Origin of the sequence: Spirosoma endophyticum, assembly GCF_900112365.1 — a bacterium.
In the GTDB taxonomy this organism is placed as follows: domain Bacteria; phylum Bacteroidota; class Bacteroidia; order Cytophagales; family Spirosomataceae; genus Spirosoma; species Spirosoma endophyticum.
In genome coordinates this window covers 78,189-103,134 of sequence record NZ_FOLQ01000002.1, presented here as the reverse complement: position 1 = coordinate 103,134, position 24,946 = coordinate 78,189, and the positions used below count along the sequence as shown (strand labels likewise).

17 protein-coding genes are annotated in these 24,946 nt (G+C 50.2%); 6 read left to right on the top strand and 11 right to left on the bottom strand.

Annotated elements, in window-relative coordinates:
* Positions 1-19: 19 nt before the first annotated feature.
* The 7 genes from BM202_RS05505 to BM202_RS05475 form a co-directional block, all read right to left on the bottom strand.
* Complete coding sequence (locus tag BM202_RS05505; protein WP_245776535.1) at positions 20-2,398, bottom strand: heparinase II/III domain-containing protein; 2,379 nt, start codon at positions 2,396-2,398, stop codon at positions 20-22.
* Positions 2,399-2,548: 150 nt separating this feature from the next.
* The gene (locus tag BM202_RS05500; protein WP_177236547.1) at positions 2,549-4,189 is read right to left on the bottom strand and encodes a hypothetical protein; all 1,641 of its coding nucleotides are present in this window, start codon (positions 4,187-4,189) and stop codon (positions 2,549-2,551) included.
* Positions 4,190-4,355: 166 nt separating this feature from the next.
* Positions 4,356-7,802 (bottom strand): alginate lyase family protein, encoded by a 3,447-nt coding sequence (locus BM202_RS05495; protein WP_218160518.1) that lies wholly within the window; start codon positions 7,800-7,802, stop codon positions 4,356-4,358.
* Between the two features lie 308 nt (positions 7,803-8,110).
* A complete protein-coding gene (locus tag BM202_RS05490) occupies positions 8,111-9,859 on the bottom strand; it encodes a RagB/SusD family nutrient uptake outer membrane protein (RefSeq protein ID WP_093823837.1) in 1,749 nt (582 codons plus the stop codon).
* Positions 9,860-9,965: 106 nt separating this feature from the next.
* The gene (locus tag BM202_RS05485) at positions 9,966-13,556 is read right to left on the bottom strand and encodes a TonB-dependent receptor (RefSeq protein WP_093823835.1); all 3,591 of its coding nucleotides are present in this window, start codon (positions 13,554-13,556) and stop codon (positions 9,966-9,968) included.
* Positions 13,557-13,781: 225 nt separating this feature from the next.
* Entirely contained in the window at positions 13,782-14,894 is a 1,113-nt protein-coding gene (locus tag BM202_RS05480; RefSeq protein WP_093823833.1) for a FecR family protein, read from the bottom strand.
* Positions 14,895-15,118: 224 nt separating this feature from the next.
* The gene (locus BM202_RS05475) at positions 15,119-15,712 is read right to left on the bottom strand and encodes an RNA polymerase sigma factor (protein ID WP_093823831.1); all 594 of its coding nucleotides are present in this window, start codon (positions 15,710-15,712) and stop codon (positions 15,119-15,121) included.
* 449 nt (positions 15,713-16,161) lie between these two features.
* Here BM202_RS05475 and BM202_RS05470 point away from each other — a divergent pair, with 449 nt between their 5' ends.
* On the top strand, positions 16,162-17,190 hold the full coding sequence (locus BM202_RS05470) for a LacI family DNA-binding transcriptional regulator (RefSeq protein ID WP_093823829.1): 1,029 nt from the start codon (positions 16,162-16,164) through the stop codon (positions 17,188-17,190).
* An 8-nt stretch (positions 17,191-17,198) separates the two neighbouring features.
* On the opposite strand, the gene BM202_RS05465 is transcribed toward BM202_RS05470, so the two are convergent.
* Entirely contained in the window at positions 17,199-17,495 is a 297-nt protein-coding gene (locus BM202_RS05465) for an iron-sulfur cluster assembly accessory protein (RefSeq protein ID WP_093823827.1), read from the bottom strand.
* 61 nt (positions 17,496-17,556) lie between these two features.
* Between BM202_RS05465 and BM202_RS05460 the strand changes: the two genes are divergently transcribed.
* On the top strand, positions 17,557-18,081 hold the full coding sequence (locus tag BM202_RS05460) for a DUF7935 family protein (RefSeq protein ID WP_093823825.1): 525 nt from the start codon (positions 17,557-17,559) through the stop codon (positions 18,079-18,081).
* A gap of 72 nt (positions 18,082-18,153) precedes the next feature.
* On the opposite strand, the gene BM202_RS05455 is transcribed toward BM202_RS05460, so the two are convergent.
* The 3 genes from BM202_RS05455 to BM202_RS05445 form a co-directional block, all read right to left on the bottom strand.
* A complete protein-coding gene (locus tag BM202_RS05455) occupies positions 18,154-18,996 on the bottom strand; it encodes a hydroxymethylglutaryl-CoA lyase (RefSeq protein WP_093823824.1) in 843 nt (280 codons plus the stop codon).
* Positions 18,993-19,343, bottom strand: coding sequence for a transmembrane 220 family protein (locus BM202_RS05450; RefSeq protein ID WP_093823822.1), 351 nt, complete (start codon positions 19,341-19,343; stop codon positions 18,993-18,995). The genes BM202_RS05455 and BM202_RS05450 overlap by 4 nt, the downstream gene beginning before the upstream one ends.
* Positions 19,344-19,411: 68 nt before the next feature.
* Complete coding sequence (locus BM202_RS05445; protein WP_093823820.1) at positions 19,412-20,131, bottom strand: tetratricopeptide repeat protein; 720 nt, start codon at positions 20,129-20,131, stop codon at positions 19,412-19,414.
* 261 nt (positions 20,132-20,392) lie between these two features.
* Between BM202_RS05445 and galK the strand changes: the two genes are divergently transcribed.
* From galK to BM202_RS05425, 4 genes are all read left to right on the top strand, one after another.
* Positions 20,393-21,547 (top strand): galactokinase, encoded by a 1,155-nt coding sequence (galK, locus tag BM202_RS05440; RefSeq protein ID WP_093823818.1) that lies wholly within the window; start codon positions 20,393-20,395, stop codon positions 21,545-21,547.
* 113 nt (positions 21,548-21,660) lie between these two features.
* A complete protein-coding gene (fsa, locus tag BM202_RS05435) occupies positions 21,661-22,326 on the top strand; it encodes a fructose-6-phosphate aldolase (protein ID WP_093823816.1) in 666 nt (221 codons plus the stop codon).
* Positions 22,327-22,433: 107 nt separating this feature from the next.
* Positions 22,434-23,114, top strand: coding sequence for a cell division ATP-binding protein FtsE (locus BM202_RS05430; RefSeq protein ID WP_093823814.1), 681 nt, complete (start codon positions 22,434-22,436; stop codon positions 23,112-23,114).
* A 532-nt stretch (positions 23,115-23,646) separates the two neighbouring features.
* A complete protein-coding gene (locus BM202_RS05425) occupies positions 23,647-24,879 on the top strand; it encodes an ROK family transcriptional regulator (protein ID WP_093823812.1) in 1,233 nt (410 codons plus the stop codon).
* The last annotated feature ends 67 nt before the right edge of the window (positions 24,880-24,946 follow it).

The following is a 24,946-nucleotide window of genomic DNA, read 5'->3' as shown; positions in this document are numbered from 1 at the left end:
ATTTTTATGATAATTACGATTACTTGGTTTCCTCAATAGCAATCAGCAACATCTTATCGGTGTCATATTGCGGGGTTACGGCTTTGTTGTTGACGGTCAGTTTGTTGACTTTACCGAATCCTAAAGAGGCCCGTATCAGCGGTTGGCCCTGTAGCTGCACGTTTACCTGATTCCCAGACTCCTTCGCAGCATACATAAACACTTTGGACAGAGAGCTGAACAAAGGCTTGCCGTTTCGGCGGAGGTAACTGCCATTGCTGATAAAGAAAGCTGATAGCTGAGACGGGTCTTGCCGGTCAGCACCTTCGGGAAACGTAACGGCCGAGATATAGGCATCAGTCTCCCACCCGTTTATTGTTGCATTAGCATTGCGGTGCATCAACCGTCCATCGGCCAACAGATTAATGTACACCTCGGTTACCTGACCGTTTTGTGTGATACGTACGCCCATGTAATTTGTCCCTTCAAACTTTTCGATTACCGGCAGATTGCTACGACCGGCACCGCCACTGGCGCCCGACGAACCCGTAAAAGCTTTGACTGACTTGTTGGTTTCATCCAGCAGGATAATGGCGTTCACGAATTTGGTGCGGTCGCTTTTTTCGGGGGGCGATAGAATGTAGTACGGAATCTGCACATTGGTCGTCCGGTCTTTCAGCCCAAACTCGGTGCGATACTTCATTTTTTCGGGGAAATCGTGCGGGTATCCTAAGGGCAATGTTTCGGGATATAAAGGCCGAAAAAGGATGGCAGCACTGTCTTTCGTAATTTCCAGATCGGGGCCCCGCTTCACTGCCTTATCGGCAAAATGCAGGAGGTAATCAAACTTCCCGATCTCATAGGTCTTTACATCATCAATCACCAGAATCACATTCCCGATCCACAGGAAATTGCGGTAATTACGCAGGAAGTTTTTGGCGGTCGGGCCGGTGGCATCGGCCAGCAGATACTTTACATAGCCCCCATCCAGCATGTTGTCTAAATGGCCGGGATTTTTTACGGCGCCATACTGGTCGCGGGAGTCCTGAGCCTCACCATTGAACATCAACACGTTATGCGCCCGGCTGGTGACGAAATAACTGCTGTATTCCGGGTTGCCATAGCCTACATCGCCACCATCAATCAACAGATTTTCGCCTTTGTGATACAGCACAAACGAGCCTGCGTCAGCATGGGCATGGTTCCAGGTAAAGCCGCATTTCACACCCAGCAACGTAGCATCCAGCTTCCACGATGACCGTAGCATTCCCCAGCCCATTGATGAATAGAGCGCCGAAGCGGGTAAGGCCGGAGCAGTTGGAGCAGGCTTATTTTCCGGCTGATAGAGCAACCCCATTGGTGTATTTACATTCAGATCTTCACCAAATTTATTCTGGTCGGACCGTCGTACGGCTGTGTGTTTTAGGTACCAGTAATATTGGTCTTTACCCAAACCTAAAGCCATCAGCAACTTGGCGGGCCGGTCGCCATTGGCAAAGTCATTGCTGTCACCAAAATTCAGCGACAGCAGGGGTCTTTCCGTACGGGGGTACGAGACATTGATGAACCAGTCGACGGTTTTCTGCAGTAGTTCATCGTAGGGCATTTTTATCGCGCCCGTCGCATTTGTATACGCCAGCCGGAACAACAGATATTCCGATACGCCATAATTGGCGTAGCTAACACTCTCGTAAAAACCACCGGATGGGTCAAAGTTGGATGGCTTATTTTCCAGAATACTCCCCGCAAAGGCAAACCATTGTTTGCTATCCTGCATAATATCGCCCGCCCATTTTTTGGCTTCCGGCACATCGCTCATTACCGCGAGCGAGGCAATGCCCGCTTCAAAAACCACAGCCGCCCACCAGTTGTGCCCCATGTTGTTCAGCGACTGGATACGCTTGTCTTTCGAGACCCAGTCGGCGATGGATGGCTCGATGCCCAGCGTCACGATCTTACTGGCAATGTCTTTCCGCTCCGCTTTGGACAAGGCCGTATAAATGGCGTCGTAGGTGACGGAAGCGGCCCAGTTATTATGGCTGGTACCAAGTCCGGCGTTCCACCGGGGTGTCCGATCGTCCATGCCATCCCAGGCTTGCCTACCTACCAAGTCCGACAGCAATGCTTTAGCCCGTTCGGCGTAGCGTTTGTCATTCGTCATGGTGTAAGCCAGCGCCAGTTGCTCCATATTGCCTCCTTTGGCCTCACCAACCCATGTATCGCAGCGTTGCCGTAGGGCATTCCAGCGATTGGCCAGCAACGTATCAGTTTTGATTCGTTCTTTCAGCCGCTCGGTACGTTGTGGCGTATAAAAAAGGTATGGATGTGCCTTCTGGGCCTGCGCAGTTACGGTTAGACAAAGCGCGAATAACAGGAGACAGATTGAAAAGAACAGGTGGGATTTGAGAAGGTATTTCACAGATATTGGGTCAATTGATTAAGGTTAAGCAAATTATCTTGGTGCGGTTCCACCCCCAACCCCCTGAAGGGGGCTTAGCTTGACTATTCTCAACGAAAGCCCCCTTCAGGGGGTTGGGGGTGAAACCGCACGTGATTACGCGAATTCTCATCACTTGCTCTTACCCGTTATGAAAAACGCATGCTCAACCGGCATGGCCGATTGCACTTTAGCACCGACACTTGTGCCATATTGCCAGGCGACTACAGTTACTTTCATGGGTAGTTTACTACGGGGTGGAATTCTTGTAAAGACCAGTTGATTATCCTGAACGATGACAGGCCCCTCCTTCACGTAATACTGCACTGGCAGTAGCGCATCCGACGTAGCGTTGAGCGGCAACGAATTTATCCCGATCGTTTGATCTGGTATAGGCGGAAAGCTGATTGTCTGTGGCTTGCCTTCTTTATTCGTCAAGGGAAATCGCAAGTCGGCCTGTTGCACCATGCTCTTGTAGATTTGATCGCCGTTGGCAGACGCTAGCAGCCAGATATCGTTAGAGCGTTTCGGGTTATTGAATCCCATGCGGTAAAAGCTGAGCTGGAACGTAGTGTCATTGAGCTTTTTCACGGGACCGCAAATCCGATCCACTGAAATTCCCGTGCTGGCGTGATTCGCCGTGGGCTGCACCCGCGAGCTATCGGTAAACACGCTTTTCAGGTGGAACGTAATACCATCGGCGTCTGGCAAAAACTGTAGCTGATAATTGGCGTGCGTTTTGGTCGGATTCAGGAGTTTACCGGCCTGCTGAAAGCCGAGGTATTGCTGTTTTTTGCCTCGTGCTTTCTGGTAAATCGCTTCGGCAGCATCGGCCATTTCTTTATCGAAACACCAGACGGCCACGTCTTTTTTGCCCTTGTAGGAGCCGTAAGGCGCAGAACTGGCGGTCGGTAAGCTATCTTTTCGCCAACGGTCCATCAGCCAGCCGTTCCTGAGATTGACGGGTTTTAGAATGACGCTATCTTTGGAACCTGGCTTGTCGGGTAACCGATACGTAGCCGCTTTTTCAATGTACAACGCCAGAAAATCGACCAGCTCATCGGAATAGTCGAAATGGCCACGCCCGGCATCGGCGAGTAAGCTAAAGGGTGTGTTTGGATGTTTCGCTACGTAGTCAAACGCCGGAGTAAGCCGATCTTCCCACCACTCATATTCGCCCATGACCATTAAACCGGGAACGCCTTCGATGGTACGACTCCCCCAATCAGGATTGGGTCGACCGCTGCCGGTAAGTTTGGTGAGCGGTGCATCGCCGTGAATGGAAATGGCTGCGAGGGTACGCCCGGGATTCCAGGCTGCAAAATTCCAGGAATAGCTGGCCAGAGCCGAATGACCCATGGGCACGATGGGGGCCATTGTCAATTCGCCGTAACCGGAAATCTTCGCCAGCCGGGTCATCATGTCGTTAAATTCGGCCCCGGCTCCATTGTTAGAGCGGGATGTTACCCAATCGAATGGTACGTCAATGGCCGGTGTCACCCAGACTTCGGCAAAGCCCAGTTGCGTTAGTTTCTTACGGAAATTGGCATGCTCCAGAATGCCCTCTTCCAGCATGTTATGCTGACCAACCACGACGCCCCGTACGTACTTGCAGGACTCGGGAATCCACAGAAAAGCCTGCGGATGGTCGTTGGTTTCGGGTGAAATATCGGATTGAACAGCCGTTGACCATTGCCAGACCTGCGCCTGAGACGGACAAACAAATCCCAGACACATCCACAAGCATCCTAAGAAGAATTTATTGATCCACATGCTATTCGTAATCAAACGGTATCATTCAAAAACAGAAGGCTTACAGGCAGCAGCAGAAACGATGCACGCTGCTCATTGCCTGTAAGTAGTCATTCGTACGGCGGCCATACCCGCCAGCCCTGATTAGTTTTCCATGAATGACCGACAGGGACGCTTGATCAGCAGCCTAGCGCTGGAAATAATTGATCTGTTCGGCGTCGGCGTTATTGGTGTTTGTCACTTCACCTATATTATCGCCCTGCACCACAACACTAAGCGACAGCACACCTTTGGTATTGCCCGGCGTTATTTGCCCCATTAAACCGACAGAAAGTTTGCTGCCTGCTATGATCGCTGAATTGGTTGTCAGTATGTAGACATTCTGATCCGAATTATCCAGTGTCCAGACACTATTCTGCACATTTCTGCCGCCTAACGTAGTGAGTTCAGGATTCAAGGACAGACTGACCAGCGGATCTTTCGTGAGCCGGATCGTAATCGGCCCATTGGTGGTTACCGAATTGAGTTCCAGTACATCGACCACCACCGCGATGGAAGACGTTCCGTATAAAGTGGAGGGCAGCACATTCATAATGGGGACCAGATCTGGCACAAGGGCGTTCGCCACACGAAGTGCTACATCATTTCCAGTCCCGCCCAGGTAGGTGATCTGGAAGCTATTTGTTCCTAGAGTAACCATACTCCCCTCGGCTAATCCGTTGAACGTGCCGGTTACTGGCGAGCTACTCGTGTTATCGACAATAACATAACTGGTCCCCGTCGGCAACGTACCGCCCGTTCCTACATCCGTGATCGCCAACAGGGCGTTATTGATCGTGACCCCATTGGCAACGAGCTTATCGAACGACGCCTGATTGCTGTTGAATTCAAGTTGATACGTAGCATCGGCGTTTAGTAAAAGTCCTGCTGAGGTCGTGAACGTACCCACCGAATTACCGGGCGCAATGGCGGCCCCAGTTCCTGCCCCTGTTCCGACGGTTACTGAAGCGGTGCTGGTACCTGTGCCTGCCACCCCCCCACCACTAACCGCAATGGGGCTAACCAGCGACCCATTTACCACAAGCGAGCCACTCGTTACGGTCGTAGCCCCCAAATATTCATTTGCACCGTTCAGGATCAGTTTTCCATTCGTTACCGTTACGGTCGAGTAGAACGGCGTTCCGCCAATAGTTGTCGTCCCGTTCTTGATGGCTCCGGTGATAGTTTGGGTGCCCGTCCCTATTTTTTCGAGGTTCACCCGGCCTTTGTCGACAGCATCAGCGGTAGGTCCCGACCCAATGGTTCCTTCAAACGTACCATCCTGATTATCGGCACCAATCGCCAGCGTAGAAACGCCGTTCGTCAGCGCATTTCGGGAAATAATATAGGCCATATCCGTTCCATCCAGTGCGCCAATGGTTTGTTTACTGGTGTACAAATTGGCCCCGTTGAATACCAGAACGGCGGTGGCATCGGTGCCCATTGTAAACCGTCGGGGTGGCAACAACACGTCGTTGGCATCGGTGGTGCTGTTGGTGGTGTTGTGCAGTTCAATGGTGCCTTGTGCCAGATTAATTCCACCCATCATGCCACTCCAGTCCATCGCGGCCTGAATGCGTAAACCGGCATACGAGCCACTGCTGCCGTATATGGGCGTCATGATTTTCAATCCCTGCGTCCCGGCAATTTTCAACGGCACCCTCGAATTGTTGTTGGCATTTCCCATAAAAAGCTTCCGGGCACCACTGTTGATCATGTTTAGTAATGGTGTTCCCGAGAGCGTCTGGAAGGTTAGGGTGCCGCCATTCAGGCCGCTGGCCAGGTGCAACTCCCCCGTTCCATTGGCGGCATAGGTCAGGGTGCCGACGGTGATGTTGCCATCCAGCGTCACGCCCCCAATAGTACCAAAACTCGTTGGCCCGAACGTAGCATTCGATTGAACACCCCCCGGAATAATCGATCCACTCCAGTTGGTCGCCGTCGACCATTTCAGAAAGCGCAAACCGGTTCCATTAGCGATGGCAGACGTAGCGACAACAGCCGTTCCGCCCGGCCGTTGGGATAGCTGTATCTTGCTACCATTGACAGCCACTACGTTATAAGCCGTATTGGCGATGAAACCACCCGGAACCGTTCCCGTTAACCGAACCAGATCGCCCACTACGAAGGTCTGCCCCGGCCAGGTGAGATCAGCACTGCCAGCGGTTGATGAGATCGTGCTGGTCGTAATGCCTGCGGTGTTCGTCCAGGTGCCATCCGTCACACCGGGAATCTGGTTTACGGTCAGTGTTTGGTAAACAACCGGTGCCAGGTTGTACTGAGAATCACCCATTTGCTGGGCAATAATGGTCGTTGTGCCCGGTTTCGATACGTGAATCGTTCCATCCGCATTCACCGACGCGATGACCGGATTCGAGCTGGAATAAACGACCGGCAAACCCGAACTGGCCGTAGCACCCGGATTGAAATCGGCGGCACCGAATTCCTTACTGGCGATGGCGGGGAACGTAATAGTCTGGTTATTGGGCTTGACTGGCTCATCCAGCGAAAACGCCAGCGTTCCATAACCCAACTGGTCGTAGCCTCCGCTGTTGGGGCCGTAGTTACCGCCCCCGCCCTCGGGCCGCACGATCTGCGCAAAGCGAGTTATATAAGGGGCTACCAATCCTTTCCGATTGACGTAGTGATTATACACTAGTTCCCAAACCGGACGGATATTCCCCCGCCCATCTTCTGACACAATTGGCTGAACAACCCCAATGCAATTACTGTAGGTAGTGTACGGAACCTCATACCCCAGGTTGTATTTGGCGATATATTCAAAGCCTTTCAGCAGCCGGTTGTCGTCGTATCCATATAAATCATCCCCCTGATTCCAGGCCATTTCGCAGAACGTACCGGCCAGCGCAACGCCAAGCACTGTATGTCCCTGATCGCGACCGCTTTCCTGCCATTGACCAAGGTCGCCGTACACATACGGCACTACGTTCTTGATCGAACCCATGCCAGCCCCGTTTTTGAAGTAATCAACGGCTTCGTTGTAGATGTCCCGTCGGTCGCATAGGACGCCGATGCTGAGCATGGACGCCATGTTGCACAGATCCCAGTTGGCCCAGTAATTGCTGATGCAGGCACCGTTGTGATTGACCAGAAAGTCGTGGTTCATCGAATAAAAAACGGTCAGCATCCAGTTCTGGTAACGGGCAAGATCAGCGGGAGCCCAGCCGCTGTAGGTACGCATAATTTCGGCCGCATTCGCCAGTTGATACCCCTGAATACCCGCCAACAAAAACTTATCCGACGTACCACTAATGGTTGTTAGCGACGCAGACCAGGCGTTCATGATCGCGATTGACTTCTCGGCGTAGGCAGCATCACCCGTTATTTTCCACCGCAGGGCCGTTGCGTACGCCGATGCCGCGTCCCGAAAAAGAGACGCATAGTTCTCGGCATTCGTGCCATTAAACCCCCGGTAAATCGTAGCTGGTACAGGGTTGGTAAACGCCCGGGTCAGCGACGAATGAGAGTTCGCCACCAGAATGTCCCAACTCGCTTTCCAGGGTTGCGTGTTGGCATCAATTTTAGCTTTCATCCGATCCAGATCGGCCTGTTTATGCAGCAGACCTGGATGCACAAATGACTGCGCAAAAGATGTCTACGAAACGACAAAAACGAACGACAGGACCGTGATAATTCCGATCAAAAAGTAGGACTTTCTGGAAGGCCTTGAATTGGCAAGATCGGACGTAGTGGTGACGAAATTCATACGCGAGTTTTTAGGAGAAAGGAATAGAAGAAAGATGATTTTCAGATAGATTAGGCATGACAAACCCCATCGCCGTAGGTCAGGCGCCTGGCGTTAATGGTTTGAGCAAGCAGGGCTTTTAGGTTATTTATTCTAAAAGCCCTGCTTGCGTCACATGGGAAGAGTACATGAATGGATTACCAGCCCGGATTCTGGGTCAGTTGCGGGTTCAACTGAATCTGCTGGGAAGGGATTGGCAACAGGTAATTTTTCTCGCTGAACGACCGGCTACCGTCCACGATGAGGTTCCCTTGGGCATCCTTCGCCGTAGCGGCTTGCGACGGCCAGAGCGTCTGAAATTCAGTGCCCGTCCATTTGATACCTACTAACGGTTTGGTCAACACGTCAACAGCCGTTTTCCAGCGTTTCAGATCATCGAGCCGGAAACCTTCCATGTATAATTCGATAGTACGTTCCCGCCGAATTTCGGTTTGCATGTTGAGACCATTCGCCGTTACAAACTGATTGCTCAGTTTCGGCATGATTTTGTTTACCCGATTACGGACCAGATTCAGGGATTTGTCCAGATCAGCATCGCTGATGGTTCCGTTACGTTCATAAATGGCCTCTGCGTAATTTAACAGCACTTCAGCATACCGAATTACTGGATAGTCGAATCCTTCCTGATTGTCAGGCACCTGCCGTTCCCCAATAAATTTCTGACTGGAATAGCCTGACAAACCATTGGCATACGGCTTGAAAGGCGATCCATCGGCATTAGCCCGATCAGCCGGACCGTTCGTCCAGTCGATCCGCCAGTTGGCGTTTGACGACCAGTAATAACCACCCGCAATACGCATGTTGTACCGCATTCGGTTATCACGATTCTCGAACTCAGACGTCATTGTAGCATACCCTTTAAACAGGGGTGACTTCTCGATTGGCAGGCCATCTTTACTCAGGTACATGTTCACAAAACCCTTCGTCAGCCCCACGCCCGCCGACCGGGTAACGTTGTTGTTGATCATCCGTACTGTTTGGTCGTAGCGGTTCGCCAGGATGTATTCGTTGTTGGCCGACTTCTGAATACTAGCCGGATTCGACTTCTGGTTTTCCAGAATGAACATGTATTTCTGCGCCGAATCGCCCAGTGCCGCCGGCGCAAACAGGCTATACTGGCCGCCCGTGATCACGGCACCACTCGCACTGATCGCTACGTCCAGCAGCGCATTGGCCCGTGCGCCCGACCGAAATTTCTGCCACGTTCCCTCATACAACGCGACCCTACCCAGAAACGACTGAGCCACCTCTTTATTGATACGTCCCAGTTCGGCCGCCGTCTGACCCGTTTTATTCGGCAGATCGGCAATGGCTTCGTTGAGATCTTTGATGACGAAATCGACAACTTCATCGCGGGTATTGCGGGGTGCCTGTAACTCGGGCGAATTGGGTGCCAGCAACTTGCTGATAATGGGAACACCGCCGTAAATCTGGAGCAGATCAAAATAGATGTACGCCCGAAAAAACTTCGCTTCCGCTACGTATTTGCTGATCTCGGCCGGTGTCGGATAGGCTGGCGCCTTGCTCAGCAGGTAGTTAATATTCCGGATGCGGGAGTAGCCGTTGCTATACGGATTATCGGTCGTGGGTACGGTATTCAGGCCACGGCTGAAAATATTTTGTGAGGCCACGATATCCGACTTGTAATCCGAATGGTAATTCTGAGTTGTGGCGTTCGGCACGTTGTCATACACTACGTCGGCAAACGTCCGCATGTACGGATAGAACCCGTTGGCAGCCAGCAGAAAGTCATTCGGTGATGTCCAGTAGGCAGCATCCGAAAGCTGGTCCAGGGGGTCCAGTTCCAGTACTTTATTGCAACTGGTCTGTGTTAGGGAGAGCGCGCCCACTAACAAGAGCGTATAGAATAATCGAAATGGTTTCATGTCTTTGCTATTATTAACAAGCTTAACTACCCCCACCCCCTAAAGGGGGCTTGGCTTGAGAGTGAGTGAAGCCCCCTTTAGGGGGTGGGGGTAGTTAAGGTTCTGATTAAAAAGTGACGTTTACGCCGACCGTATGTAGACGATAGAAGGGATAGCGATCAACGGCGGTATTCCGGTTAGGATCAGCCGTACGACCCGCCGTTCTTGGCGCTTCGGGGTCCCAGCCATCTTTAATTTTGCTGATTTCCCACAGGTCGCTGCCCGAGTAGTAGATACGAAACCGGTCGATTTTCACCCGTTGCGTGAGGGACACTGGCAACGTGTAGCCAATCACCAGGTTCTTCAACCGAACATACGCGCCGTTTTGTACCGACCAGTCCGAAGCCTGATAACTGTAGGTATTGTAGGTTGTGCCGTTCTGGCCCGTTGACAAATTCGGGTAATACGCATCGGTGTTCGTTGGTGTCCAGGTTTTGCCTACCCAGAAATCGGTTTGCCCCTGGAAGATGGAGCCAAAGGGCACACGCCAGTTCCCATCCCGAAAAATGGTACGTTGTCCAACCCCCTGAAACACCGCCGAGACATCGAAACCTTTCCAATCGGCGCCCAGATTCAGCGCGAAACAATAGCGTGGATCATCCCGGCCCAGGTATTTCAGATCGCCCGGCGTCGTTAGTTTGCCATCGCCGTTCAGGTCTTTAAACATGTTGTCGCCTAATCGAACACCCGGCACGCTGGCCGTCGTTACGGGCATGCTGATGTTATTACCGGTAGCCAGCGGACGGTAAGCGGCCAGTTGCTCAGCCGTTTGAATACGGCCGGCATATTCCAGTCCGAAATACGAGTTCAGGGCATAGCCTTCTACGTTCGCATTGATGCCGGGGTTAATCAAATTGGCACCGCCGTAGCTCAGCAACTTGTTCTGGTTGTCGGTCAGCGAACCACCGATTCGATAATTTACGCTACCGATCTTGTCTCTCCACTGAATCGATGTTTCCCAGCCCCAGGCTTTCAGGTGGCCAATATTACCGGCCGGAGCCGTGGCCCCAATGACGGCGGCATAGGTTTGGCCCAACAGCATGTTGCGGTTATGCTTCACGAAGTAATCGAAACTACCCGACAGGCGCCGTTGCAGCACCGAATAATCGACGCCAACGTTGGTCGTTTCGATCTTCTCCCAGGTACGGTTCAGACTCACTAAACTGGCGGTTGGCCCCACATACACGACCGGAGCCGTACCGATAATCGGGTAACCGCTGCTGCTTGGACCAGACGTAGCACTTACGTTCAGTAGCTGAATGTAATCATACAGGCCGATCCCGTTCTGATTACCAACCGTGCCATAGGACGCGCGCAATTTCAGTTCATCCAGCCAGGTGAGTCCTTTCATGAACTCTTCCTGCGAAACGCGCCAGCCAGCCGATACACCATAAAAGGGTTTCCAGCGATTGGCCGCGCTAAACTTCGACGAACCGTCGTAGCGAGCGTTTACTTCGACCAGATATTTTTGTTTGAACGCGTAGTTGAACCGGCCAAAATAAGACCCGATGGCGTAGTGATTCTGATTTTCATTTACGCTCTTGGTGGTGTTATCGCCGATACCGAGGTTCAACGACGGTACGTTGTCATTGGCGATGTAGTTTGTCCGGGCCAGATACCAGTTGGCCTCATCGCGCTCGTAGTTCGTACCGATTGTAACGCCAACGTCGTGCATACTGTTGAACGTTTTAAAATACTCCAGGTAGGCGTTCAGGTTGGCATACGAATCTTTATTCAGCCTGCGCGAATAATACGTAAGGGCCTGTGTGGGATTACTGGCCGCCTGAATCGTTCCGAGGTAATTATACCAAGGAATCGACTTCTGCTGTTCTTTGATGTCGGTTGAGGTCCAGTTGTAACCCGCCGTACCCACCAGCCGCAGGTTTTTCCCCAGTTCATAAGTCAGCTTGAAATTAGTGAAAACCCGGCTGTTATACTCCCTATTTTCACCGCCCAATTCGGCCTGCCAGTTCGGGCTGTATTGCGTTCCCCAGGCATAGGGTTTGCCGTTTAAGGTCTCAATCGGGAAGCCAGGTTGCTGATACTGACCCAGTACGCTACTCAGCATAGTCGGTTGAACGATGTCGTTTTTCTCCAGCGAAATATTCGATTCCAGTTTCAGTTTGCTCGTAAACTGGTAATCGTGCGTCAGCCGGATATTGTAGCGACTGTTTGAGTTTTGACCCCATTGCAGAATACTGCCATCACGCAAATAACCCAGCGATACCCGATAACCCGATTTTTCACCCCGGCCCGATACACTCAGATTGTGTTGTGTCGATGTAGCTTTACCCCACAACACATCCACCCAGTTCGTATTGAAAAAGGTCATGTCTTTCACGTCGCCAAAGCCTGGATTCAGCGGGTGAGATGCCGGACTAACAGGCTGCCCGTTATACGTAGTGAAGTCGATAAAGCCCGATGCCGGAGGATTAACTTGTAGTTGCCCCAGCCGATACCAGAGAAACGAGGTGGGCGGAACGCCGTAAAAATCGTTCGTGGTCCCGTCGATCAGGCCCTGACCAAATTGCTGCACATCGATCAGATGCGGTTGAAGACCCAGTACTTTCTGGGAGACGGACCCATCGTACTGAATCTGCACTTTGCCCGATTTCGCCCGCTTGGTCGTAACCAGCACAACCCCACCAGCTGCCCGGGCACCGTAAATTGCCGCCGAGGCATCTTTCAGGACCGAAATATTGTCAATGTCGTTCGGATTGATGGAATTCAGGGCGCTTTGATTCACCAGCGGAACGCCATCCACGATGATCAGCGGTTCGGCTCCGTTGCTCGATGAGGCCCCCCGAACCTGAAAGTTCCAGTTGGCCCGACCGGGAGCCGACGATGTACGCGTGACGACTACGCCCGGAATCTGCCCTTGCAACGCCGATAATGGGTTATCGACAACCCCTCTATCCTGAAAAACTTTAGAATCGATGGTCGCCACAGAGCCCGTCAACGTAGCGCGTTTCTGCGTACCATACCCGACCACAACGACTTCATCCAAACCCCGAGATTCCGCTTTCAACTGAATGTTCAGGGCTGTTTGATTACCTAAAACTACTTCCTGTCGTTCGTACCCAACAAAGGAGTAAACCAGAACGGCTCGGTCGGGTACAGTGAGCGAGTATTTCCCATTGGCATCGGTCGTGGTGCCACGCGTGGTACCTTTCACAGCGATGGTTACGCCCGGCAGTGGTGCATCTTTTTCGTCGGAAACCGTCCCACTCACGGTTTGATCGGTCGGCGCAACCGGTGCTTCCTTCACCGGCAACGTAGCCGAACGTTGGCTGGTACTGGCGCTACGCAGAATAATTTGAGAACCAACAACTTCGTAGGTTACCTGAAGTGGCGTCAGCAACGTATTCAGCACCTCCGACAGCGGTTGGCTCTGAACGGACAGGTTCACTTTCCGATTCGAACGAATCACCTGCGGACTATAAATGAACTTCACGGAGGCCAGCTTGCCAATCTTTTTAATAGCCTGTTCAACCTGCTCATTTTCAATCGTGACCGAAACAGGGCGGTTTAGCAACTCCTGCCCCTTTCCGTCAAAGGCCAGCACCAGGCTGGAACACCAGGCCAGGATGAAGACCTGATAAAACGCCGTTCGCATGATTTTTCCGAAAATCACCCGTGGTTTTGTAGTGGTTAGCATAAAATTAATAGAAAATACGTAGTAAAAATTTGGCGCAAAGAATCCCCTTACCCAGTATTCACCTGGATTGAAAAAACTGTTGAAATCGGAGAGGATGGATAACGTAGTGGTTCCGCGCAGGCATCGGCTGCCCTAGCGACAGCGATAGGGCTAGGCCTGCATTCAGACGAGTGATTGGTACTGTTTTCTCATACGGGTGTTAGGTTGGTTCATACGGTACGTTGCTCAGTTGGCCGGTCGGCAGCCTTTGCTATAAATGACAATTTGGGCGTCGATAACCTCATAACGGGAGTCCGTTGCCCGGCAGATCAGGTCTAATTTTTCGTACATCGACTCCGTGCCAAACTCGGCGGTTAGCTCGCAGTTGGCCAGCAGGTCGGCGTCGTAATTAATGACAATGCCATAGGTAGTTTCCAGTTTTTTGAATACCGACACGACGGGCGTATGGTCAAACACAGTGGCTTGCGGCTGGGCCGACGTAACGGCTACGGGCTCGGGCGCAGCGACCAGCGACCGTTTCAGTTGTTTCTCCTCCCGGTCCAGTGTTACCTGCTGGTTGGGCGTCAGAATAAACGCCGGATTTTTATCATCGAACTCGCCTGGTTTCTTATCGGCTGGCGTGGTGAACACCGACACCTTACCCGTGCGAACAATTACTTTTGCTTCCTTGTCATCAGCGTAGGCACGTACCGTAAAGCTTGTCCCTAATACTCTGGTAGTCAACTGATTTGTATAGACTAAAAAGGGTTGTTTTGGGCGACGTACCACGCTAAAGAACGCTTCGCCAACCAGAAATACCTCCCGCTGCTTTGCCGTAAATGCACGAGGGAAACTGATCCGGCTGCCTTTATGGAGCGTCACCTGGCTTCCGTCTGGCAACGTAACGAGCTGGCTCGACGACGTTTCGTTCGTAACCTCACGTAGCGGTCCGGCATCCTGTTCGGCTTGTTTTTGATAAGCAGCCAATGGTGTATCACCTGGCCGCTGATTGACATAGACCAACGTACCGATGCCCACAACGACTACAGCCGCAGCCATGAACAACCAGTTCATAAATTCCTGTCGACCACCAGATTTATCCTCATCCGACACCTGTTGACGAGCTATTTTCAATCGATCTAATTCATTATCCAGCTCATCGTCAGACAGCTCGTCCTGCGCCTGTTGCATCTGAACGACAAACTGCCGGGCCGCCAGTACCAGATCCAGTTTGTCGGGATTTGCCCGCAACCAGTCATTCCAGAACATCTGATCGGCCGGAGCATCGGCCAGCGCCCACCGCCTGAAGTGGCTGTCCAGCACGAATTCGTCGAACGTATAGCAGGTATAATCAGGCATGCTCAGGTTGTCTCGGTTTCCCCTTTTACAGAGAAATAGACCGACTTACCGGGGCAATACTCTTTCTGACAGAAATTTTTTGAGAATTAGTTGCAGGATTTCAAACACAGAGCGGTCCGCCGGTGCGGGACAGAGAAGGCACGGAGGGCACAAAGATTTTTTATCTCTATGTTCTTCGTACCTTCTCTGTCCCGCACCGGCGGACCGCTCTGTGTTTGAAAAATTTAAGAAAAAATACGGGCGGGGAGATAGTTCCGCAATTGCGTCATGGCGCGATAGAGGAAGTTAGCAACAGTCTGCTTTTCTATTTCCATCACTTGGGCTATATCCTCATTTGAAAGACCTTCGTAAAATTTCAGGAACACAACCTCCTGTTGGCGCTGGGGCAACTGTCCCACAGCCTGCCGGAGACTTTGCTCGGTTTCGGTCAGGGCTTCAAGCGCAATCCATTCGGTTTCGGCTGTTTGCCCATCAGTAATGCTGGTTTCTGGTTCAATTCCTTCATCGGTAGTCGCTCGCCAGCCCTGCTCCTTTCGTAGTTTACGTAACAAATTGTTACGCAATGCCTTAATGAGATAAATTGTTACGTAGGGCGTGTCAACAATGGCTTTGCGCCGGTTCCAGAGTTCCAGAAACAGGTCCTGAATACAGTCCTTAATTAACTCCCGGTTTTTGGTGAAGCGGGTGGCATAATTAAATAGTACCCGATACCGTGCCCGAGTCAGTTGGTCAAAAGCTTGCTCATCACCGGCTTTGAATCGAGTCCAGAGTTCCGCGAGTAGTAGTTCATCCGAAGGAACCAGTGTTGACGTAGCCATGTCTGTTTTCAGAGTAGAGGGTTTGAACGTATCTATTTATAAGTGCCACACTACAGTTTGCAATGCGTGGATGCCGCTCCATTTAGTACCACTTATATTTTTAAATTTCTATATAAAATACAATTCCCAGTAATTTGAAAGCAAAATTGGGTTGGGGCTAACAAAACTCGCTTCCAGCCTATTTTCTGGGTATCATCTACTAATATACTCGCTTAGTACAACTTGTCAAGCCTGTTCGAGTGTAGCGATTATCTTTTTTCATGCAACCGTTACCGCAAACGTTTGCGGTAACGGTTGCATGAGCCCGGACTACCTTTAAAAGATTAAATTTTTCTTCGTATAATTGCTACTTCCGCTTATGCGCTTTTGGCTACTTCTCACTGATTCGAAAGACTTCATCTTGTAAAAGTTATACTTGCGGGCCCCTAGTTTAGCTGGATAAATTCTTTATGAAAAACACGCCGGTTACCATTAAAGATATTGCCCGGGCTCTGAACATTTCAATCTCAACGGTATCGAGAGCGCTACGTGGTATGCCCGAAATTCACCCCGATACACGGAAAGCTGTCACACAACTGGCCGAAGAACTGGACTATCAGCCGAACCAGTTAGCCAAAAATCTGGCCAAGAGCCGTACCCGAACTATCGGTGTTATTGTGCCCAACCTGAGTTACTATTATTTCTCGGCCATGCTCAATAGCATTGAGGAGGCCGCTTTGCAGTCTGGTTATAGTGTGCTGGTCTGTCAGACGAATGAGTCCTATTTACGTGAAATTACCAACATTCAGAACCTGCTACGTAGTCAGGTGGAGGGGTTCATTATTTCGCTGTCGCGGGATACGGATAATTACGAACACGTCGAACGACTGACCCGCAAGAACATTCCGCTGGTGCTCTTTGATCGCTATGCCGAAAGTATCAACGTGTCGAAAGTCATTGTGGATAATCACGCAGCCGCCTTCAAAGCCACGGAACATCTCATTGAAAATGGCTGCCAACGTATCGGCTTTCTGGCCGGTCCGGCTCAGTTGGTCCTGAGCAATCAGCGCATAAACGGCTATCGGGCGGCCCTGGCAAAACATGGATTATCGGTCGGCGATCAATACGTATTCAATTGCGATTATACGCAGGAGAATACGATCATGCAGACGTTAGCGATGATGAGTCTGCAACAACCGCCCGACGGTGTCGTCATCATTAGCGATCGAATGGCTTATTCGGCCATATATGCCATGCAACAAAAGGGCATTCGCATTCCCGATGATGTGGCGATCGTGAGTTTTAATAATGAACCTATTTCGGCTTATTTTTCGCCAACGCTCAGCAGCATTAGTCAGCCAATTCAGGAAATGGGCACCGAAACCGTACGGCTGTTATTGAGGGAAATAGAGGCTACCGACAATACGATTCCCAAAGAAACCAAAGTGATGGAAACCCAGCTCATCGTGCGTGGCTCATCGCTACGTCAGCGGAGTTAACTAAATTTTTACCGGCTCTCAGTCACTTTATCGACCGTAAATCCACCGGGTTCGTATCCAATTTCGGCCCCTAGTACGTAGAGTAAATGCTTCCGGTCGATAATGACGCGCACCTCATCAACGTTATACACTTCGTCGGCGGGGCCAGGCAAATCGAAGCCTAATAGCCAGGATGAGCCACAGCCCCCACCCCGGACACCGACACGTAATCCATATTCGCCGGGAATTTTATTAGCCTGCAACGTATCCAGAATCTGCTGGCGCGCTTCGGGCCGAACAAAAACGGGATTATCAAGAGTGAGCATACAACTAGATCGAAAACCTTTAGTCAAATTTACCCATTTTTATTGAACAACGTTCCCCTCTATGGACCTATTGAGTGACTTCCTGAAACTGATCGTACCGGCAGGATTAGTATTATATGGCATGTATCTGACCGTCAAATTGTTGCTGGAGCGCGAAGCCGACCGTCACCGCTACGATGTTAAAACCCGCTATACGGAAACCGTTGTCCCTATCCGGTTGCAGGCGTATGAGCGGATGGTGTTATTTCTGGAACGTATCAGTCCCAATAATCTCTTACTACGGCTGGGCGGCAGTTCGACCACCGTACTGGAATTTCAGCAGCGACTTTTGCAGGAAATCCGGGAGGAGTACAACCACAATTTGTCGCAGCAGGTGTACATGAGTCAGGGCGTTTGGGACCAGATTCAGGCCGCGATGAACGACGTAATGACGCTCATCAATCAGGCCTCGGGCGATACGCGCCCTGACGCACCCGCGCTCGAACTCTCAAAGCGAATTTTCGAACGTATCATTCAGAAAGACAGGCAACCAACGGCCGACGCTCTCCAGGCCGTAAAAGGAGAAATTCAAGCGATGTTTATGTGAAATAGCGTGGGGCCTGGAGCGAAGAGCATGGGGTAAGAGAAAGTCTATGCTCCTCGCTCCAGGCCCTACGCTCTAAAACACCCCTGCTGACAGGGTCATGGCTTTTTGAAATGCTTCCTTGTCGATACTCAGAGCGATTCCTTCGGCAGCAAGTTCCTGAATGATTTCCTCAGTTGGCAGATTCCCCGTAAGTTCGTCGGTGGCCATTGGGCAGCCACCAAAACCCCGTAGCGCTCCATCAATTCGTCGGACACCTGCACGCAAAGCCGCCTGCACTTTAGCGGGTGTCTCGCCCGGACGCGCATGGAGGTGAGCCCCAAACTCCACTTGCGGAAACTGCCCAATTAAGTGCCGGAATAGTGTTTCAACGGCTTCCGGCGTTGACGTACCGACCGTATCGGAGGGGGCAATAATCCCAATTCCTACCTGGATTAATTTCTCTGTGAACCCGGCAACCAGGTCGAGACTGTAGGGGTCACCGTAGGGATTACCAAATCCCATCGACAGGTAAACGACCAATTCTTTCCCAGCCCCAACGCAGCGTTCTTGCATCTCCCCTACTTCGGCGAATGCCTGAGCGATCGATTTGTTTGTATTACGTTGCTGAAACGTTTCCGAAACGGATAGCGGAAAACCAACGTACTGAATCTGCGGATAAGCAACCGCCTGTTCGGCCCCGCGAACGTTGGCAACAATAGCCAGGAGTTTGGTTTTTGTTTTCGCCAGGTAAAGTCCTGCCAGTACGTCGGCGGTGTCGCGCATTTGCGGGATTGCTTTGGGCGAGACAAAACTGCCGAAATCAAGCGTATCGAAACCAACCTGCAATAAGGTGTTCACATAGCGAATTTTGAGGTCTGTCGGCACAAAATGGTCCAGACCCTGCATCGCATCACGGGGACATTCAATAAGTTTCATCGGCGTATCGGTTGACGCATCAGGAAGGCCAGCAGCATCATGACAGTCGAGCAGATGGCCAGGCCACCCGCTTCACGCGCCATTTCGATGTTCATGCTCCGCATACCTACCTCGCTAAACAAAAACCCTTCAAATTTGGGAGGCCACTGATAGAAAGCCGCAACGCTGTAGGCGACGGCCATGGCTACGTATATCCACCATTGCCCCACGCCAGCAAAAACCATAAAGCAGGCCATGGCAGCTAATCCATAAATCGGAATCCAGACCTCCGGATCAGGATCGTTGTATTGAAAGATGGCAAACAAAACAAACAGCAGTCCGAAAAAAATAGAGATAGCTTTGCGCATAAGTGAGTCGGTAGTTGATAGTCAATAGTCATTAGTAGCTGACAACTACTGACTATCGACTAATGACTTTATTTACAGTATTCAGCCACAGCATTAGCAGCATCTTCGTAGCCCAGCGTCTGCGCTTGCTTTAAGCTTAAACAACCACTCTCGCGTTGATTGTTCAATAATTGCGCGATCCCCAGGGCATAGAAGGCTTTACCGAATTTCGGATCAGCCTGCACAGCCTGTTGAAAATCAGCAATGGCACCGGCAAGCTCCTTCTGTTGAAACCGAAGATTGCCCCGGTTATATAAAGCCAGCGCATTTTTGGAATCTAACGTAATAGCCTGCGAAAAGTCGGTTAGAGCCGGTTGAAGCTGCCCCTGCGTCGCAAACAACTGGCCCCGATTTAGAAATAATTCGGAACTGATAGAACGGCTTGTGTCGGGAGCCAGCCGAATAGCATCCGAATAGTCCTTCAGGGCACCCGTCAAATCGTTTTGGGCAACTTTGAGCAACCCCCGGTTGTAATAAGGCCGATAAAAATCGGGCTTTAGCTTGATGGCCTGGTCGTAATCGAGGGCCGCATTGGCATATTCTTTCAGTTCAAAATAAGCAACGCCCCGTGAGTTGAAAGCCTCGAAATTATGATCATCTGCCTCTACGGCTTGATTAAGTGACTGTACAGCCTCCCGAAATTTCCCTTCTTTCAAATAAACCCTCCCCTGTTCAACATATTTATCCGACGAACTACATCCACTGATACTGAGTACAATACTAAACAAAACAACCAACGAACGCTTCATAATTACTTAATTTGGCCGCAAAGGTACGGGTGAAATTTGGTCGTTTGATTAACTATTGTTTAACTTTGCATCGGCAAATCGGTGCTACCAGCTCCTGCTGAATCCCCCAGGTCTTGACCGAAGCAAGGGTAGGTGGTCGTAGCGGTGAGACATTGGTTTGCCATTTTTTATTTCCGTCCAGGCTGATCACTTCCGCAGGGGCGGTTATCTTGTTTAGCGGGTTATCCGTTTAGCTGTACCGCTAAATTCCCTAAACCCAACATGGATCTGCTTAGCCAACTTACCACAACGTTTCAGGATGCATTTCAGGCTGATCCGTTGCTGATTTGCTCTCCCGGACGCGTCAATCTCATTGGCGAACATACCGACTACAACGAAGGTTTTGTGCTCCCTGCCGCCATCGACAAGGCAATTTACCTGGCTGTTGGCCCTCGCTCCGACAATGAACTTCACTTCGTGGCCTATGACCTGAACAAAACGTATCAGGGCACTCTCAACCGATTAGAACCAACGCATACCTGGGCCGATTATTTATTGGGTGTTGTGGCGCAGTTTCGGCTGGCGGGCCATGAACCCGGTGGCTTCAACTGCGTTTTTGGGGGTACAATTCCCATGGGTTCCGGTCTGTCGTCGTCGGCGGCACTCGAAAACGGCGTTGGCTTTGCCCTTAACGAAGTATTCAGTCTAGGGCTCGACCGAATTACGATGCTAAAACTGTCGCAACGGGCCGAAAATGAGTTTGTTGGCGCCAAGGTGGGCATCATGGATATGTTTGCCAGCATGATGGGCAAAGCCGATCACGTCATTAAACTCGACTGCCGCTCCCTCGACTATACCTATGCTCCTTTACAAATGGAAGGCATCAGTATCGTCCTGTGCGACTCGCGGGTGAAACACTCCCTGGTTACGTCGGAGTATAATACGCGCCGGTCAGAATGCGAAGCAGGCGTCCGCTTTCTTCAAACATTTTATCCCGACATCAAGAGTCTGCGCGACGTAACGATGCCGATGCTGGATCGGCATCTCCGCGATACGGACCCATTGATCTACCGCCGGTGCGCCTACGTAGTGCAGGAAAACCAGCGTTTATTGGATGGCGTAGCCGCCCTCGAAGCAGGCGATGTGGCTCAGTTTGGCCAATTGATGTACGGCTCCCACGAAGGTCTAAGCCATTGGTATGAAGTCAGTTGTCCTGAGTTAGATATCCTGGTTGACATTGCTCACCAGCAAACGGGTGTGCTGGGTGCCCGAATGATGGGTGGCGGCTTTGGTGGCTGCACGATTAATCTGGTACGCGAAAACGCGCTGGATGACTTTACTGACCTGATTACAAAACAATACAAAGCCCAAACGGGGAAAGATGCGTACCTTCACGTCTGCAAAATCCAAAATGGGACGCACAGAATAAACCCGTAAAATAGTCAATGCGCCAGTCAGTAGCAGAATCATTATTTCGACTTACTATCTGATTGACACACCTTTTGAATGATTGTTTTACGGATTGACCAATTTAATTAACATTATTTACCATGAAATTTTTCATTGATACGGCCAATTTGGCTGACATTCGTGAGGCCCAGGACATGGGAGTTCTCGACGGCGTTACCACCAACCCTTCGCTGATGGCAAAAGAAGGCATTACGGGTAAAGACAACGTAATGCGCCATTATAAACAAATATGCGACATCGTAGGAAGCGATGTGAGTGCAGAGGTTATCTCGATCAAGTACGAAGAGATGATCAAGGAAGGCGATGAACTGGCCGAACTCGACGAGAATATAGTTGTCAAGATTCCAATGACGGCTGATGGTGTTAAAGCCATTAAATATTTTTCTGAAAAGGGCATCCGCACGAACTGTACACTCATTTTTTCGGCTGGTCAGGCACTTATGGCGGCTAAAGCTGGTGCGTCTTTCGTATCGCCGTTCGTGGGTCGGTTAGACGACATCTCGACCGACGGTATGGATTTGATCGAGCAGATCGTAACGATTTTTACGAACTACGGTTATACAACCGAAGTACTGGCGGCATCAGTACGTCACCCAATGCACGTTATCAAGTGCGCCGAAATTGGTGCCGACGTGATGACGGCTCCGCTGAGCGTTATTAAATCACTACTGAATCACCCGCTTACCGACAGCGGTCTGGCTAAATTCCTTGCCGACCACGAAAAGGCTCTTGCAGCCGTTAAATAATAAAAAAAGTCGTCAGTCGTCAGTCAATAAGTCGTAACTACCAGCGCTATCCGTCGTAGGTATGACTATTGACTGACGACTGATGACTTTATTGACAACTTTTTTTTATGCTTTCTCAGGAACCCGTTCTGACTCTTGACCACGCCGATATTTACCAGGGCAAAAAACTGGTTTTAGGGGACGTATCGTTTATCATTAACAACGGTGAATTTGTTTACCTTATCGGCCGCACAGGCAGTGGTAAGTCATCGTTGCTTAAGACATTGTACGCCGATCTATGGCTCCAGAGTGGAAAGGGACACGTAGCAGGCTATGCTTTGGACGCACTCAACCCGCGCGATGTGCCTCAGTTACGTCGAAAAATAGGGATTGTCTTTCAGGATTTCCAGTTATTTTTCGATCGGTCTGTAGAGGAGAATCTGAAGTTTGTGCTGAAGGCAACCGGCTGGAAAAACAAGACGGATATGGACGCTCGCATTGCTGATGTGCTGACTCAGGTTGGTCTGGGAAATGCGCAGCAAAAAATGCCTCACCAGCTTTCGGGTGGCGAACAGCAGCGTGTTGTTGTCGCCCGTGCCATGTTGAATAAACCACAAGTGCTCATCGCCGACGAACCAACGGGTAATCTCGACCCGGCCGTTGCCGATCAAATCATGAAAGTGTTCCAGGCGATCAATAACGCTGGAACGGCCATTCTTATGGCTACGCACAATTACGATTTACTGCACAAATACCCAGCCCGCGTGCTACGTTGCCAAGATGGGCAAGTAGTCGAATTACGCGGATAAACTGGTATAAATTAAGTTTTTCTATAAAAAGGCAATCAGGGCTATGTCTCTCTGAATGCCTTTTTTCTTATTCAGGCCGTTTCGCTTACTATCCATCGTGACATTTCTAGCCGTTGTAACGGATGCTACAGTTCTTCCTTTTTGATTATTAATCATTCTTTTGCCCGTAGAAAACCGTGAGAAACTACATTTATTACCATTCAGCCACCCCCTGTATTAATCCGGACCGAACAATTTCATTGGGATAAAATTTTCGCTAAACCTAAAATAACTTCGCTCAGGCCAATAAATAAATAAGTACGCAACGATCAAGTAAGTCAGGCTACATATTTTCTTTAGATATTAAAATAAAATTAAAAATTTCTTTACTAACTAAATTTTTTGAACGACTGAAGCTCTGTTTATAATGTCTGATCCTATTGGAAGGAAGCGTAAGTTCTTGAGTCGACACGCCCTTTTAATACATTAAGATGCAACTTTAAACAGTTCTTTGTATTTTTTCTCGTTTTCAGTAACGCATTCATCTACACTAATGAATCCAGATATAATCTTTGAAGAAGAATCGCCAACTCAACAGTCAGTTGTCGATTATAAAAAGAATCAAAAACAGCGTAAAGCGTTGGCTTATTTATATGCAGAGGGAACATGTACACTGGCCTATTTAACAAAAATGCTGCATAGCAGTGTTCCCTCTGTCACCAATCTGGTCGAGGAACTGATTGATAATCAATGGGTAACAGCCATCGGCACGGCAACTGGCAGTAATGGTCGACGACCGGTTTTATTTGGGCTTGACAGGAAACATCATTATGCAGCCGTGCTGGACGTTAGCACACATGACACCAAAATATTGTTTATGGATGCGCAACGGAGAGTAATCTTCAGGGGCGATTATGACCTGCGCTTAAACGACAATCCGGCCTTTCTCACGTCATTAGTTCAACACTTTACCACTGCCTTGAACGATTCTGGCTTAACCATAGATAATCTGATTGCTGTTGGGATATCGATGCCCGGTTTAATTGATTCACGTCGTGGTCAAAATATGACCTACAAGAATTTAAATCAGACTGATGAATCCCTGACGAAGTGGTTTTCCCAAAAAATTGGCAAACCCGTTTATTTAATTAACGATACCAAAGCGACTGTTTTGGGCGAAAGTCGATTTGGTGGAGCACGGGGCAAAAAGCAAGTACTCGCTATAAATATTGACTGGGGCGTTGGTTTGGGAATTATCGTTAATGGTGAGGTTTTTCAGGGTGCCAGCGGATTTGCCGGCGAGTTAGGCCATATTCAGGTTGACCCAGAAGGTGAGTTGTGTTATTGTGGTAAAATTGGCTGTCTTAATACCGTTACGTCGGCTTCGGCGCTGGTTCGGCGTGTACAGCGCGACATTCTGGCGGGACAAGTATCGAAACTGGCTGCTTTTCGTGATCGGGTCGACCAGATCGACATTGACGAGCTTATCAGTGCGGCCCATCAGGGCGATTCTTATGCAATCGACATTTTGCATGAAACGGGGTTTCAGTTGGGCAAAGGCCTCGCTATTGCGATCAGCTTGTTCAATCCAGAGATAATTATTGTTGATGGTGTGCTGATCCGGGCAGCGGCTTTTATTCTGAGCACCATTGAGCAGGCGATCAGTAAATATTGTTTGAGCGACTTCCGGAACGATATGACCATCGAGCTTACCAAATTGAATGGAACGGCCAAATGGCTTGGTACTCATGCCTATGTGATGGAGGACGTTTTTGCTACGTATTGATTCCTACAAGTAAGAAAAAGGACGAGCGGGAAGAAAGGGAAAAAGGGGCATAATGAATCCCTTTTCT